We start from the raw sequence: 14,789 nt of genomic DNA, 5'->3' as shown, positions 1-14,789 counted from the left end.
GCAGTGCTTGGCGAGCCGCCGACGTCGCCGCGAGCGAACGCAGCACGTTGGAGTATCCGAGTGGCTGGCCGTCACCGTGTTCGGCCCACCATGCTTCTGGGTCGGCGGCCGCTGCCTCGACCGCCGCAGCGTCGTCGGGGTGGGTGGCCGCAGCGGCGCGACGAACGAGGTCAACGACCACATGCCATCCAGTAGGTATACCGGCGGCCGTCGACACCCCGGACCCCAACAACAGCGCGTACACGCCCGGGCATGCGTGCACGCCGGTGGCCAACGCGACGCGAGGGTCCAGGGTCCGCACAGGCATGACCGGCTTCTGGGCGGCCGGGTCGGAATCGAAAGTGTCGGTGATGTCGGCAGTCGTCACATGCACAGTGTGTCGGTCGGTTCAATCGTTTCGGACTCAACCCGCAGAGCCAATCGGGAAGGTCTGCACGACATCAGCATTTTGGTAACTAATCGTTTGAGGCATCGACCTCCGGCAGATCGTCCCTCGACCCCCGTCCGGCAAGATGGGGCTGATGCGTGCTCAGACCGCTCCAGACTTGGCAGCCGAACGCGTTGGCCTCCTCGGTCGGCGTTGGAGACATGTCCAAGGCGTCGGCCGGTTGGCAGAATCCCGGTGGTAACTGGCGCGCCAACGTCGGGTGGCCGCGGGCCCTCGTGGCTGCCGGACTCCCCGAGGGCTTCCACTTCCACGACCTGCGCCACAGGGGTAACCACCTCGTTGCCCAGTCGGGAGCGTCGACCCGAGAGCTGATGCACCGGATGGGTCACTCGACGATGCGGGCCGCGCTCATCTACCAGCACGCCACAGAGTCCCGGTCTCGTGACCTCGCCAACCACCTCAATGCCCTGGTCGCCGCGCGCCGTGGAACCGCATCGGAGGACGACGCGAACGAGGGCGCGCAATTGCACGTGCGTTGCACGCAGTGCCGTGTGCACGGCCCGAAAGACGAAGCCGCAGGTGGGGAGATGCGTCCTGACCTGCGGCTTCGGTGTGGAGCGAGCGACGGGAATCGAACCCGCGTATCCGGCTTGGGAAGTCCGTCGAGGCCCGCACGAGCTTGGCCGGCGTGGCCGGCTGACTGACCCTCAGTGCTCTCCGCCGACCGTCTTCGCCCGCATCGTGTTGCACGCTCGTTGCACGATGGGGGCGCTAACGATATGCGTTCCGTAGCACGGCGGACCCATTGGGCGCCTCGATGCCCGAGCGTGATCCCCACCAGGGTCGTCCTGCGTTGGGTGGTCGGATGCGGACTGATTGTCACTCACGTAGTCCCCCGAGCCATGGCCGCCCAGGGGAGCTGGGACCTGCCACCGCCGGCCCGGCTCCTCGCCCGATGCGCGCGGGAGGGTGGCCAGGAGAGGCCGCGGGGAACGCGTGCCGGTGTTGGCCCGTCTGAAAACGATGTGAACGAGACCTCGATTTGGACGGTGTTGGAATCGATCGGCACCGTAGCCGGCGCTTTCCTTACCTTGGTGGCAGTCGGCATCTCCCTCTTTCTGTTGAGGCAAGGAGCGCTAGACCGACACAACCTTCGCAAGGAGGAGTCGCGTCGCCAGGCGAGCAAGGTGACGCTGACGGCCGGGCCGGGCGCGATGATGACGTTCGATCAGGGTGAGGTGACATCGACGAGTCACATCGTCACCGTGTACAACGAGAGCGACCAGCTGATCATGGTCGAGCGAATCCGGTTTCTTCGCTCCGAGTCCTGGGAGTTCCTTCAAGCCGAGGGCAAGCTCTACCCCGACGAAGGCTACGTCCACGTGACGAACCCGTTGCTGCGCCCCGGGGGGCACCGGCAGTTTGCTGTGCCGGAAGGTTGGACTCCCGAGAGCGGTGTGGGAGGCGACTTCGCCGTTGTCGAGTTTCGCGATGCGTCCGGTAGGGCTTGGCGCCGTCGCTCCGACGACTTTCGACTCGAGCCGACGACTCTCGAGATTAGCCCGGGCCAAGAGCGCTTCCAGAACTTGTGTCAGCGTCATCCACTCCTTCAGAAATTGCTGCTGGACCCCGCCATCGTTTTCGCGATCCGTGCGGCCAGGAAGAGAGACGATCGGATTCCTTTGTCGGTCAGGTACTTCCGCCGTGTCTGGGGCTACTGGGGGGCAGGAGAGAAGGATCACTGGCAGATTCCTTACGGGGCGCCCGCCTTGTATGCGTTCGAGGAGCTCTTCCCACGTCCGCCGAAGGGCCCCTCTCGTCGAGAGCGACGCAGGCTGGCGCGCGATCGGGGAGAGCTACCGACCCGGTAGCGGAGCATCAGAGCTCGACGGAGTGGCCGGGTCAATGGCGACCGGAGGCCATCACGGAGTGACGCGTAGCGCCATCGACACAGTGCGGAGTCGGGCGGATGCTCGAGCGTCGGGTCGGCGGCTCGCAGGGTGGTTGGCCTGGGAGTCACGATGAGCGGGACCCCAGTGTCCCGGCTTGAGTGGCCGGCGAGTGGTGGGGAGCGCGTAGGCGCGAAGCGCCGGAGCGCGGGGGTCCCTCCCGTGAGCCGGCTCAATGGCGTCTGTTTCATCGAGGCGAAGCATCCGAACGAACATGTTGACGGTGCGCTACTTCGCGTCGAGATTTCGCGCCAGAATTTCAACCTTCGAGCAGTCAAAGAGAAGTTGGCGCGGGAGGTGCTGAGACGGGGCGGAAACGCCTTGGTTCAGTTCGAGTACGGCCAGCGCTCACGCAGCGTGCTGGAGTAAATCTTCACGTTCAAGTGGGGATACCGAGAGTTGACGCGGGACCGGCTACGCCGCTCGTTTGCCCATCACGGAGGACCAGAACTAGGACTGATCCGACGTAGTAGGAAGGAGGGCATGTAGCGCGGCGTCGATGGCCTCCGTTGCTGCACGGCCGTTCACCCCCAAGGCCGTTGACGGCACTGAATGGGAGCGTCACTTCGCCGCTATGGATCATGCAATAGCCCTCAACCCGACTGGCAGGAGCCACTCGTCTATCGCTAGCATTTTTCGGGCGTTTGCCTGGGTGACTGTCCGCGGCGCCCTCCACTGCTTCGTTGACTCGCAAAAGTCAGCCCCTCACGGATACGAGCCGCCTCTCTGGCCGCCTTTGCGCAGGAGGCGTGAGCCTTGCCCTGACCCCATCGAGCGATGCGCCCCCGCAGGGAGTCTCTCGCATAGGCAACAAGGCTCAGATACCACTCGTACTTTGGCTCCCCGCCGGGGAGAAGTAGTAGCGCGTCCCCCGCGGTCCGCGACCTTCGCAGACTTCTTGGGGCACGAAGGGTGTCGGTAGCCCGGTTGGCCATCGCGCGTCCGAGCGAAGTACGCCTGCTCGTTCACCCTCATAGTTTGCCCATACCTTTGGCAGCGCGTTCCGGAAGCCGGTACCCGGAGCGCGTTGCGATCTCCTTTGGCCATGGGAGGAGATTAACCTCGTCGTCCGACAGAGACCGAGGCCCAGCTCTGGCAGATGAGGCTCGGCATCAGGCCGCCGTCTGTCGGCGTGTGTCTATCGCCGCGAGCCGCGTCTTCGCCAGGGCGACAGCGTTTCGAACGCTGGCGTAGCTACCGGAGGGCAGACCAATCGACCTCGATAGCTGCGCTCTCGATCTCCCTTGCGATCGTCGCCTTCCAAGCTCCCGCGACGTCCAGCGGGATGTACGCGAGCCCGTCAAGGTCGCTGGGCATCTCGACGCCTTCTTCGAACAGTACGGCTGTGCGTGAGCGACCAAAGGCGCCACAGAAGAATCCAAGCTCGAAGACGACGTTCTGGCGGGCACGGAGCCGGTCACCGTCGGACGATGTCTTGGCCCGGCCGAAGTCATCGCCCGTAAGAAGCACGACTGCGAAGCCTACAGCGCCGGCGTGGGATTCGAACTTCTCCAGCAGCACTCTTCCCCCGTTTGGCTGCTCGTGCAGGATGGTCGGCTCCACCTTGGTGAGACGCTCGAGGAACCGGGCGAGTTCATACTTCTTGGCTTGATCGTGACCGTGAACGATGAAGATCCGGCCGCCAGGACCATCCTGCGCGTCTTGCTGAGATCCCGACACAGGACCCCGCACGTCGGCATCAACTTCTGCGGCGAGCTCAAGCTCAAGTTTGGCCGACTCCAAGATTGTGATGGCCTCCTTCACCCCAGCGACTTCATACGGCTTGAAGTCTGTGCCCACCGTCCACATGCTGGGGGAGTACCTAACGGCTTCAAACCTTGCATGTAGCGGGGAGGCCGCCCCGAACACCGTTCGGAGAACAACTTCAGTCTTGTTCTGCCACTCGTCGAAGTTCTTGGGGTGGCCGTCGTTGGCTTCAGCGATCTGCTGCTGTACCAGGTCGCGCTTTCGATCGATGTTCACGCGCGCGAGTGTATTGCGGATGGGCCCTGCTACTGCCCTCGGGCCGTCAGGCGTCGCGCGACAGCACCTGCGCTCCGCCCACGTCGCCGACAGACGCCGACGTGTGCAGAGTCAACTGAATCGCCATCTGAACTGTTCGGCTCTCACGGCACTCGATTGCGCCCCTACAACGAGGGGTGAGTCTTGCCCAGGAGCGCGCGTCACTCCGCCTCCAGCCTTCTCCGGCCGCTCAGCGGACCCCGACCTAGGCGAGGGCCGGAGCCGATGCAGTGGCCTGCCGCGCTTGTGATGCACGCAAACGCTTAGGAAGCGTCGCACTGCCTGTGCAGCCGATTAGGCGTCCGCGCCTCGTGGCGACTTCGGGGGTTCCGGCTTCACACGCTTGTATGTTCTCCGCATGACGCTCCCAACCCTGATGCCCGAGTCGATCCGTATTGCCTCGGGATCTATCTACCATTACACCTCCGCCGCTGGCCTGCTCGCGGTCATCACGTCGGGAAGAATCTGGGCCTCGGAAGCCTCCAGCCTGAATGATAGAGCCGAAGTGCGTCAGGGCTGGGAGGCCATTCAGCATCACCTTCGCAGGCACGAGAAGACGCCAGCGGGCGATTGGTTGATGGAGTATGCGACGCCGAACCGCAACAAGAAGCCCCATGATGTGTTCATGCTCTGCGCATCGACTCGGGATGATGACGCAAACCAATGGAGGTTATACGCGACGGGTGGACGCGGATATTCGATAGAACTGGACGCGGGCATTCAACTCGCGGCGTTCTCGGAGAACGCTCCGGAGCCGCCCGTGAAGACCGCAAATCCCCGATTCGGTTTTAGGACCGTGGCGAGCCTTGCAAACGTAACTCCCTGGATGCACGTCCTATACACCGAGCAAGAGATTGGCGCTGCTGTGGACGAACTCGTGGCCAGCGTTGATGCCGAAATCAAGAACCTGGAGCAGGAATCTGACCTCGAAGCGAAGGACCACTACGGAGAGCAGCTGCAAGAAGACGCTCGGGAGGCCCTCGAAGGGATGGCACACATAATCAAGTCTCCTGGATTCTCGGGTGAGAACGAGGTTCGAGTCGTTGCAACGTTCTTTTGGGGTCGAGACCATGTCGATTATCGAGCAAGCGCGACGGGGGTGTCGGGGTATGCTGTGCTGACGGCCGCTCCGGGCGGCAACGGTGATATTGTCTGTGGGCCACCGTACGCGCCATCACTTCCAATTAGAGGCATCCGTCTCGGACCTTTGCTTGCCGAGGAGAACGTTCCGACTGTCGAAGGCATGCTTGGCAAACAGGGTCTGCGCCAACTGCCAGTCAGAACCTCTGACGTCCCTCTCCGGTAGACGACTGGGAGCAGCCGCCGGTGGGGACGCTTCGGAAGTGGAGCAGCGGCACCGATAAATTCCCTGCAGCAAGCGGCTTGGTTCGCCGTGAGGAGTGGATGTGCGACGCACTGGTGCGTCACCCCGCCGCGAATGGGAGCTTAAAGGGTTGTCAGCGGAGCGCCCCGGACCAGCATCCGCGCTGTGTTCAACGGGTCGAGCGCCCTCTCGATCTCCCCGGCAAGGTCAAGGAGATCTTGGGGGCTGCGAGCAATCGTCTTCCACGACTCGCCGTCCTTGGCGGTATGCGCGAGGCCCGGGAGGTAGCTGCCATCCGCGTCCTCACCGACGGTGAACGGGTGCGCGTGCAGCAGTTCGTTCCTGATCGATCCTCGAGCCCGCCCAAACTCAGTAGCGGCCCGAGTGAGCGCATCGGCGATATCCTGGCCATTCGGAGAAGATCGGTATTCATCTGCCAGCGCTTGGAGCGCGGCTTCTTTCGCGCCAGCCATCTTCCCTCGTGTGACAGGCAACGGGGCCGCTCCCGCTTCATACAAGATCGCGGTTACTGACTCCTCCAGACTGAGGAAGTTGTAGAGCGCCCTACCGAGCGCCAAAAGCACATCGGGGTGGGCCGGCGTCCGGAATTGTCGTCCAAGAGTGGTGTGTGTGTCATCGGGATCTGAGTGGGTCATCGCGGTGACCCTACTCCCGAGCCGCGGCCTCAGGACTGACGTGGACCGCGTCACCTGACCGTCTCGCTGGAGGTACCAGTCCGCTCTGCAACCGCGTCACTTCGCCGCTGTCGACTCCCCAAGGCCCACGAGACGGTGACCAGGCGGTCCGGGCTCCCTTGAGGGCGCGATGTCGGCTCATCCAGTATCGCTGCGGCCTGGCCCGGCGGGACATGAGCCGCGAGCTCGTAACGGAGTGGCTTCAGGGCCTCGTGCCGTATCGGTGTGGCGACTCACCGATACTGCGAAGGACGCCCCATCCGGTAGCGGGCCTTCCGCACCCTTCGCCGCCTCTCCTTTGGCGAGAGATCAACACGTTGAGGCCGTTGAACCCACGGTGGTCCCCAGACGTGGATCCAAAGGCTAGTCCGGCGCGACTTTCTGCGCACAGACGCCTGACTCCACGAGACTTCGACGTCGACCAAATGCAACGGCGCGTCCGTCCAGGTGACGGAGATAGTGAGAGCATCCCCAGGCGCGCACGTCACCACACGATTGCCAAGGACGTGGTCAGGCTGGTCTTCAGCCGTTATGTGAGCATCACAATTCACTCCGGTCACCCACACATCCACAGCCTGGCCGGTGCCGGCGTTGATGAGAGTGATTCTGCCTGAACCGCCCTCGCCCGGGGGGCCTCCTCCTGCGCCTCCCTGGGCAAAGACCCAGTAGGGCCGTGGCAGGTCTGCCCATCGCAAACCGACTGCCAACGCGGCGGCGAGCAGGGAGGCGAGGACAGCGCCGGCTATCGCGGCCCAAAAGCTGGACTCTAGCCAGTTTGGCGCGGTTAGGAGCATCACCCAATTATCACATCTTCGTTGCGTGGGGCATCGCCGAGTTCCGGCCGCCCACAGAATCACGCCTGCTGCACAGCAGGCACTGTCCTAACTAAGACGAAGCAGCCGCACGACTTCCGCAAAATGCTGACTCAGCATCAGTAGTCGCCTAGTCGGAGGAGACGCTGCAATCTGCTGTCGCTCCCTGCGTCACTTCGCCGCTTTAGGACGCCTGTCGACTCGGCCGGTGAGCGGCCGGCTAGCGTCAGTCAAGATCCCTCACAGTCTGCGGGGCGATCCGTGGCTCTGACCCTGGTCGTCAGATCGCCGGCGAGCATGCCCATGTCGAACACCAACCTCCTGCCATCTCGACCGGATTCAATGACGTCGACCCAACTGGCGGCGGTCTGTCCGACTCCGCCAATGTCCTCGACGAGCCAGACCAGTCCGCGCCACAGGGCGGGAACTGGAAACGCCGCGGGCTGGTTTGTCCATCGACAACGTCTTCGGCCCGAGCGTAGCGTCGAGATGCCCCGCCGAGACTTTCCCGGGCCGCCCCTATCCGGGCCGGGGTGCACCCGAAGAAGCGAGGGCAGCCTCATGAGTTACGGCGTCGTTCACCAGTTCAAGGGTGGTACGAAGGATCAGTACGAGGCCTCGATCGCGGCGGTTCACCCGGCCGACGGGAGCCTACCGGCCGGGCAGGTGTTCCACGCGGCCGGCCCGTCTGCAGACGGCTGGACCATCGTGGCCGTGCACGACACGAAGGAGAGCTGGGAGACCTTCCGCGACTCGACCCTGATGCCACGCATGCAGCAAGGCATCCCCGGCGGGTTCACCGAACCCCCGCAGGAGACGGTGTTCGAAGTGGTCAACGAGGTCAGGGCACCTACGCATGCCTGAACTGCACCGGCCGCGATGACCCCAAACCGAGCCAGGTGCCGGAGTCCGCACCGGTGACCTGTGACCCGGACTGCCAGGCAGTCCGGGTCACAGTCGTCGCGGGCTGGCCAGCCAGATCGGGCCAGGTCATACCGCCGCCACTCGAAGGGGCCGGCCCCGGGCACCCGGGACTGGCCGTGCGACGCGCACTTCAGCAGCCAGCTGCCTGAAGCATCTGGTCGTACTCGCTCGAGCAACTGTCGGCGTAGCCGTCAGCATTGAGGGGAATGACCGACTTCTGAGCCTCGATCTGTGCGCAAGCTAGAGTCGCGAGCCGGGGCCGCCGGCGCCTCCGCTGCAGGCGGTGTGTAGGTGAACGTAACCGCAGGAGTGGGCGCTTCGGGTCCACAAGCGGAAAGGAAGCCAAGGCTGACCAGGGCAACGAACGAGGTGGCGACTCGTCTCAGGGGGCAGTGTTCCCGACGGTGCGTGGATTCGTGGCATAACCGCCCACGGAGGTGGGGCTCATGCTGCGGCACTTCGCGGCCTGCCGACCCGTGAGCACCGACGACCCCGGCATCGATGTGCCCCACACGTCCGCGCGCATCGGTGGCGAGCGGGGTTCTCCCTCGGCGGTCAGACGTCGGCCGGCTTGCAGTCGGGCGCCTCGACGAGCGCCACCCGCTGGAGCAGCCGCGCCGCCCTACTGACTCCCTCGACCGAGTTGACGAGCACGTCCTCGTGCTCGATGTTCAGGGTGCCCTCGTAGCCAACCGAGCGCAGCGTGTAGACGAACTCGGCCCAGAAGGTCTCCCCGGCCGGGTGCCCCAGACCAAGGGTCACGTAGTTCCACGAGCGCAGGTTCGCCCTTTCCATCGGGTGCGAGGTCAGCAGTCCATCGCGGGCGGTGACGACGCTGTCGATCCGGGTGTCCTTGGCGTGCACATGGATGATCGAACCGCCCAGCGCCCGGATGACGGCCGGCACGTCCGCGCCCATCCCCATCAGATGCGATGGGTCCAGGTTGGCGCCGATCACGTCGTCGCCCACAGCGTCGACCAGCCGTAGCAGCGTGGACGGGTTGTACACCAGCTGGTTGAAGCAGGCCTCGATCGCCAGGCGGACCCCGCGGTCACGGGCGAAGCCCGCCAGTTCTCTCCAGTACGGGATGGCGACCTCGTCCCACTGGTACGCGAGCACCTCGAGGTTCTCCGGCGGCCACGATGAGGTGATCCAGTTGGGCACCGAGTCGCCCCGCCCTGCGGGCAGGCCGGACATGCACACCACGGTCGACACGCCGAGGGCGCTCGCCAGGTCAATGGTGTCGCGTAAGACCTTGTCGTGTGCCGGCCCGCTGACCGGGTGCAGCTGGTTGCCGTTTGCGTTCAGGGCGCTCAGGCTCAGACCCCGATCCGTGACCTTGCCCGCGAATTCCTGCCGCGCCCCCTCTGAGGCCAGCACCGCCGCAAGGTCGATGTGCGGGGCCTCCGACCAGTTACCGGTGGCCACCTCCACCGAGTCCAACCCCAGCCGCTGGGCCACGTCCAGCGCGTCCTCGAACGAGAGGTGACCCAACGAGTCGGTGATGAGCCCGATCTTCATGCAAGCCGTCCTTCCAGTGATCGTCAGCCGCGGCCCACCCGCGAGCTTATGTCAGCATGTCAGGACAAACGATGGATGGGAAGACCCGGCCAGGACGCGACCCATCTGGGCGGTCTGGTGACCCGTTCCTGCGACCCGGCACTGGCCGTCCCGGTGAACCGCAGCACAACGAACCCAACATCACATTCGGGGGGACCGATCTGGGGAGGAAATGTCTTGTCCACGACACCGCCGAATCCCGCACGAGCGCGGCGTCACGCGAAGACCCGCGAGCAGTTCCTCGCATCCATGCGACGTCGCGATGTCGCATCCGTACCTGCGCCACACCGCCGGGAGCCGGTCACGTTGCACGGTCTCGCCTGTGACGCAGATCCTGGCCTGCAGCCCGCGTGCACGCTCACGAATGGCGCCGCCCCAGCGTCTTCGGGTCCCGCAGCCAGTTGAGGCTGAGGTTGAGCAGGTCGTCGACCCCTTCTTGCCACGTGGACCTCAGGGGACTGTTCAGCTTCGTCATGACCTCATCGATCACGGTGTACAGCGCCGGATGCGTGGCCTCGACGATGTTGCCGAGCCGCCCAAGTCGAATCTGCAGCTCTACGAGGACGCCGGGGTCGAGCCGGGGGCCGTCGATGTGGACGCTCTTGAGGGCATTGTGGATCTTCTCGATCTCGTCCCAGATGGCGCGCTCCTGTCGAGCCGCATCTTCCCGCCCCCACTGCGCCTTGAGCAGGCGCCAAGACGTCACCGCCGTGATGAGCCCGCCGACGACGGCACCAGCGAGGGCCGCCAGGAACTCGTTCATGCCGTGAGAGTAGGCGACCGTGCCCGACGTTCATAGGACCGCGCGCTCCCACCCCGCCTCACGACCGCCTCGAGTCACCCGCCATGGCCTTGCAGCGAGGATGGTTTGCGACGTGGATTGCTGCGCTCGTCCTAGTGGCTAGGGTGCGTTCGGGTCTGCTGCACGGATAGGGGACATCTGATCTGCGTCGATGTGTGTCGGCGCTGGAAGGACGTGCACCATGCCGAAGGCGATTCCCGAAGAATTCCGCGAAGACGCGATCCGGGTTCTTCCGGGACTCCGATGCCTCGCCCGGGCTCGGACGCCGCCGATATTCAAGGACCCACTCGCAGGAGCCTGCGCCTGACGCCAACTCGGAACGCCGAACCACTCTCATGAACCGCGCGTCTCACCGCCGCTAGCGACGGCCCGTCTCGTCTGGGAAGGGGACTCGAATGGTCTAAGCAGTCTTCCCACGCATCTGGCTCTTCAAGGCGCCGAGGTCCATGGATGTCCAGTGTTCGACGAGCAGGCCATCGGAGATGCGGAAGATGTCGATGAACTCGAACTCGATGTGGTTGCCGGTCGGCTCCAGTCCCCAAAGCTCGCCGCGATGAGTACCGCGCAACGTCTTCCGCGTACTGACCAGATCGCCCTCGGCGATCTGGTCGTTGATCTGCATGCGGGCATCCGGAAAGGCCTGTAGCAGCTGCCCGTAGAAGGCCTGGAACCCGCTCGCTGGTCGCTCCGTGCTCGGAATGGTCCGCCCCTCGGGCCGGTAGTGGTTCACGAACCCCGGGTGGAAGACCTCGTCGGCGTAGGCCAGGTCATGCTGATCTTGGCAACGTCGGACGAACTCGACCACGACCCGCTTGTTGTCGTCGGTGGACATCGGCATCATCCCCGTCCGCAGCCATGATGCCGCCAATCTAACCCTGACCCCGGACTCGCGCACCCACATCGGCGTGCCTCCGCTGGGTCAGTCAGAGGGGGTCACGTGACCGCATCAGACGTAATCTGAAGACGTGTCTGGTCCGCGGAGTGAGCCCGAGGCAGACCTGTCTCACCTGAGCATCCAAGAGTTGATCCTCGAGTTGACTCGGACAGAGGACCGCCTACGTGAGGAGGCAAGGTCCGGGTCGAGGCCGCTGCCTGGCCAGACCGCTCGGGTGGCTGACTTGCGCCGCCACGAGCGGCGATTGCGAGCAGAGCTGGCAGAGCGCCGCGAGAGGCCCGACCAGGACATCGACACGTGACGCCGACGTCCTCTTGCTCACGCAGATGGTGGCGCGGAGCCGGGATAGGCAATCTTCCATGCCCTAGGTCCTGATGCGGCCAGGGAAACGCCTGATATGGCTCAGCGGCGGAGACATCAGCCGTAGTAATGGTCCCGAGCTCCTTTGATCGGCCGTGGTCATCTGCCATTGCGGCGCTTACAAGCTCGTGACCCTCCCGACTGAAACAATGCGCAACGCTGTTGGCTGGCATGCAAACCCGCATGCCGGCACGATGGCCAGCGAACCTGCCGGAGCAATCTGCATGCGATTCGACATGGCCAACATGGGGGCGCACAATGCGAAGCACCATTTTCGGTTCGGTTCTCTCCCGTCCGATCGAGCGAACGGTGTCGCTCAATCGGTCGCGTCGCTGCCAGAGGCAGACCTTGTCGTTGAGGCAAGAAGCCTCCGGGCTCGACGGCCTAGGTCGCTCAGATCCACCCGGCCCTCTTTAGCCGCAGCCGCCAAACGTGCGGCTAGGTCCAAGGCTTCGTCTAACTCGGGGCCGACGACAGCAGTTTCCTGGCCCATGTCTCGAAGGATGGTGCCCTCAGTCCGTGAGGCGATCAACGGATCAGCGATGCCATCGATCCACACCCGGGTGCGGCGACCATCACCACGTCCCTCTCCGGTGATTCGCTCGAGGGCAAAGATGCGATCCGCCCGGGCGAACTTGCCGAAACCCAAGGCCACCATCCCAGTGTCTGACGCCACCCTCACATCTTGGCACCGCGCAGCGACCCCATGCTTCGGGTTGAAGCCGCCTTCCCGAAACGTCGGCGTCGAAGGCTCGACAGTGACGTTCGGTCCTGATCCCTCACCAATCAGCTCACGTCATTCCGCCGCGCGTCGGCCACCCTCACGGTGACAAGTGCCGTCCGTGGTGAACGACACACCGTACGGTCTACGGCCGACCTTCGGCTGGGAAACGCCGCACCCCGAGGCCGGCGAAGGCCGCACTGACAAGCGCGACTCCGGCGACGGCCACCAGCGTCGATCGGGAACCGAACCCGGCCACCAAGCCAGCCAGAGCCGTCCCGGCGGACGAGAAGGCCACCTTCGTCCCCGCGACCGTCACGAAGACAGAGCCGCGGGCACTCGGCGGGGCATATTCGCCTCTGGCGGCGAGGCTCAGCACGGTCTGTGCTGCCATGACGAGGCCAAGGACTGCGTACGTCGCCAGCAGCACCGGGAACCACCCGCCGAGGAGGACGACCGCGAAGAGCACCGGAGCCATCAGGGTGACAAGGAGAGTCATCCCACGGTCGGGTGACATCCGAGGCGGGTGGAGAGTCAGGGCGAGCCCGCCGGTCAGGCTGCCGAGCCCAAAGGCCGCGGCCACCCACCCGCCATGTCCGCTGGCGTGCTTTTCGCCCAGGCTCATCCCTGCAAGGAGGGCCGCGGCGATCAGAAACGCGCCGACCCACGTGAGCAGCGCGACGCGGCGCAGTTGGACGTGGCGAAAGACTGCGGCCGGTCCGGCGCGGACCCCGGGCCCCGACGGGTCGGCGCCGTGGAGCAGCTCGGTCTCGGCGTGCTGGCGGGCGCGCGGAACCCGAGCCGGTGACGTCCGCGCCGCCGGCAAGCCCAGGACCAGGAAGGCGCCCACGAGGCCGAGGGCACTCAGCGCGAGCAGCCCGCCGCGCGGTGAGGCGGCGGCGGCCAGGACGGAGACGACAACCGGCGCGCCGGCCCCGGCCACGCCGTAGGTGAGAGCATCGAGTGCGCGCAGGCGGCGGGTTCGGTCGTCGGTGGTACGGCCCTCCGCGAGGCTGCTCAGGCCACCGGTGAGCATCGGACCGGCCGCGCCGGCACCGAGCGCCAGGAGCAGTACGAGCGGCAGCGGCGTGGCACCGAGCCACGTGGTGACCAGCGCCAACAGGGCGGCGAAGACGGTTGCTGCCACCGCCACGACACGGCGCGGGTCGGCGACGCGGTCCAGCAGCGGAGCGGACAGGAACCCGAGGGCGTGGGGAGCGGTAAGCGCGGCGCCGATGAGCCCGGCAGTGCGCAACGGCGACGGCACGTGCGAGGCCGCGCACAGCAGCACCAAACCGACGGTCGCGCCGGCGTCCATGCACCGGACCAGCACCGCAGCCAGCACATACGTACCGATGCGTTTGTCACTCATATGACACTCCTTCGACCGGTTACACCGTCGACGTTGCCACCAACCGTGTAACCGGTCAAACTAGTGACATGGCCATGTTGCATGTCGCCGGCAATGCCGCGTTGGACTTCGTCGGCACGCTGAGCGAACGCGGAACCGCCGACGAGGAGGGCCTGGCCAGCGGTGCGGCCCTTGCGAGGTGGTACGTCGAAGCGGGACTCGTCGACCGTCAGCCGAAGGTGGACGCGGCCCACCTCGCGCAGGCGCGCCGGTTCCGTGAACACCTGCACCTCCTGGTGCGCTCACTGGTCGACGAGACGCCGCTACCCGAACAAAGCCGATTGGCGCTCAACCGCGTCGCTCGCCGGCCGCGACCGGTGCAGACTCTCGATCCGGACGGGCGACGGGTACGCCGAGGAGACGCCGGCGCCTGTCTCGCCGCGGTGGCCCAGGCCGGAGTGGAACTGTTCGACCGCACCGATGGGGCCGTCGTGCGCTTCTGCGCCGATGACCGCTGCACGCACCCCTTCCTCGACCGTTCCCGCAGCAAGCTGCGGCGCTGGTGCGACATGGGCACCTGCGGCGACCGCGCCAAGGTGCGCCGCTACCGCGGCAAGCCCTCGGCCTGACCAGCCGGGTAGCCTTCAGCCAATCCGCCGGGACACTCTGCACTGGGGGCTTCCAGCACGTGACGACGTCGGTGACCGAGCGTCAGCACAGTTGTCCCTCAAGCGTGAGCCGTGAGTGGCATGGTGGGACCGAAGGTGGCCCGCTGTTCTGGACGAGCGGACATGGCGCCCACCGATCCAGTGCGCGAAGGGGTGAACACCCTGTCAAACGGAGGTGCGCAGGATGAACGACGACGAAGTGGCCATCCGGAACCTCATCGAAGGGTGGGCTATCGCTGCGCACGAGGGCGATTTAGAGGCTGTCCTGGCGCATCACGCTCCGGAAATCGTGATGTACGACGTCCCGCCACCCGAGGA

At 65.4% G+C, this 14,789-nt stretch carries 12 protein-coding genes and 1 pseudogene; 6 read left to right on the top strand and 7 right to left on the bottom strand.

Annotated features, from left to right (window positions below):
* A pseudogene (locus tag ACPYOM_RS15545) lies at positions 1-367 on the bottom strand (hypothetical protein); the annotation flags it as partial.
* A 221-nt stretch (positions 368-588) separates the two neighbouring features.
* On the opposite strand from ACPYOM_RS15545, the gene ACPYOM_RS15540 reads away from it, so the two are divergent.
* The 3 genes from ACPYOM_RS15540 (at position 589) to ACPYOM_RS15530 (ending at position 2,706) form a co-directional block, all read left to right on the top strand.
* On the top strand, positions 589-1,092 hold the full coding sequence (locus ACPYOM_RS15540; protein ID WP_481346652.1) for a tyrosine-type recombinase/integrase: 504 nt from the start codon (positions 589-591) through the stop codon (positions 1,090-1,092).
* A 321-nt stretch (positions 1,093-1,413) separates the two neighbouring features.
* Entirely contained in the window at positions 1,414-2,259 is an 846-nt protein-coding gene (locus ACPYOM_RS15535; protein ID WP_481346651.1) for a hypothetical protein, read from the top strand.
* Positions 2,260-2,499: 240 nt separating this feature from the next.
* Entirely contained in the window at positions 2,500-2,706 is a 207-nt protein-coding gene (locus ACPYOM_RS15530; protein ID WP_481346650.1) for a hypothetical protein, read from the top strand.
* 825 nt (positions 2,707-3,531) lie between these two features.
* Here ACPYOM_RS15530 and ACPYOM_RS15525 read toward each other — a convergent pair.
* Positions 3,532-4,320 (bottom strand): TIR domain-containing protein, encoded by a 789-nt coding sequence (locus ACPYOM_RS15525; RefSeq protein WP_481346649.1) that lies wholly within the window; start codon positions 4,318-4,320, stop codon positions 3,532-3,534.
* Positions 4,321-4,717: 397 nt separating this feature from the next.
* Between ACPYOM_RS15525 and ACPYOM_RS15520 the strand changes: the two genes are divergently transcribed.
* Positions 4,718-5,665: a DUF2971 domain-containing protein gene (locus ACPYOM_RS15520; RefSeq protein WP_481346648.1), complete on the top strand. Its 948-nt coding sequence runs from the start codon at positions 4,718-4,720 to the stop codon at positions 5,663-5,665.
* Positions 5,666-5,805: 140 nt separating this feature from the next.
* Here the strand turns inward: ACPYOM_RS15520 and ACPYOM_RS15515 are convergent, their stop codons facing one another.
* Entirely contained in the window at positions 5,806-6,339 is a 534-nt protein-coding gene (locus ACPYOM_RS15515) for a hypothetical protein (protein ID WP_481346647.1), read from the bottom strand.
* Between the two features lie 1,412 nt (positions 6,340-7,751).
* On the opposite strand from ACPYOM_RS15515, the gene ACPYOM_RS15510 reads away from it, so the two are divergent.
* Positions 7,752-8,054, top strand: a complete 303-nt coding sequence (locus ACPYOM_RS15510; protein WP_481341968.1) for a hypothetical protein — start codon at positions 7,752-7,754, stop codon at positions 8,052-8,054.
* A 615-nt stretch (positions 8,055-8,669) separates the two neighbouring features.
* Here ACPYOM_RS15510 and ACPYOM_RS15505 read toward each other — a convergent pair.
* The 4 genes from ACPYOM_RS15505 to ACPYOM_RS15490 all read right to left on the bottom strand — a co-directional run bounded on the left by ACPYOM_RS15505 (position 8,670) and on the right by ACPYOM_RS15490 (position 13,824).
* Positions 8,670-9,635 carry a sugar phosphate isomerase/epimerase family protein gene (locus ACPYOM_RS15505; protein WP_481346646.1) on the bottom strand — a complete coding sequence of 322 codons (966 nt, stop codon included), beginning with the start codon at positions 9,633-9,635 and terminating at the stop codon, positions 8,670-8,672.
* Between the two features lie 397 nt (positions 9,636-10,032).
* Entirely contained in the window at positions 10,033-10,437 is a 405-nt protein-coding gene (locus ACPYOM_RS15500) for a hypothetical protein (protein WP_481341966.1), read from the bottom strand.
* Positions 10,438-10,876: 439 nt separating this feature from the next.
* Positions 10,877-11,308: an ester cyclase gene (locus ACPYOM_RS15495; RefSeq protein ID WP_481346645.1), complete on the bottom strand. Its 432-nt coding sequence runs from the start codon at positions 11,306-11,308 to the stop codon at positions 10,877-10,879.
* Between the two features lie 1,289 nt (positions 11,309-12,597).
* A complete protein-coding gene (locus tag ACPYOM_RS15490; protein ID WP_481346644.1) occupies positions 12,598-13,824 on the bottom strand; it encodes an MFS transporter in 1,227 nt (408 codons plus the stop codon).
* A 68-nt stretch (positions 13,825-13,892) separates the two neighbouring features.
* On the opposite strand from ACPYOM_RS15490, the gene ACPYOM_RS15485 reads away from it, so the two are divergent.
* Positions 13,893-14,432, top strand: coding sequence for a CGNR zinc finger domain-containing protein (locus tag ACPYOM_RS15485; protein WP_481346643.1), 540 nt, complete (start codon positions 13,893-13,895; stop codon positions 14,430-14,432).
* Positions 14,433-14,789 lie beyond the last annotated feature (357 nt).

Source organism: Monashia sp. HAY1-2A (assembly GCF_056755315.1).
Note: the sequence above shows the minus strand (reverse complement) of the source record. Positions and strands in the feature narration are given on the sequence as shown.

Bases quoted from the DNA above. Each gene is read 5' to 3' on its own strand.
- ACPYOM_RS15540 (WP_481346652.1), top strand. From the start codon at position 589: ATGTCCAAGGCGTCGGCCGGTTGGCAGAATCCCGGTGGTAACTGGCGC.
- ACPYOM_RS15520 (WP_481346648.1), top strand. From the start codon at position 4,718: ATGACGCTCCCAACCCTGATGCCCGAGTCGATCCGTATTGCCTCGGGA.
- ACPYOM_RS15515 (WP_481346647.1), bottom strand. From the start codon at position 6,339: ATGACCCACTCAGATCCCGATGACACACACACCACTCTTGGACGACAA.
- ACPYOM_RS15510 (WP_481341968.1), top strand. From the start codon at position 7,752: ATGAGTTACGGCGTCGTTCACCAGTTCAAGGGTGGTACGAAGGATCAG.
- ACPYOM_RS15505 (WP_481346646.1), bottom strand. From the start codon at position 9,635: ATGAAGATCGGGCTCATCACCGACTCGTTGGGTCACCTCTCGTTCGAG.
- ACPYOM_RS15500 (WP_481341966.1), bottom strand. From the start codon at position 10,437: ATGAACGAGTTCCTGGCGGCCCTCGCTGGTGCCGTCGTCGGCGGGCTC.
- ACPYOM_RS15495 (WP_481346645.1), bottom strand. From the start codon at position 11,308: ATGTCCACCGACGACAACAAGCGGGTCGTGGTCGAGTTCGTCCGACGT.
- ACPYOM_RS15490 (WP_481346644.1), bottom strand. From the start codon at position 13,824: ATGAGTGACAAACGCATCGGTACGTATGTGCTGGCTGCGGTGCTGGTC.
- ACPYOM_RS15485 (WP_481346643.1), top strand. From the start codon at position 13,893: ATGGCCATGTTGCATGTCGCCGGCAATGCCGCGTTGGACTTCGTCGGC.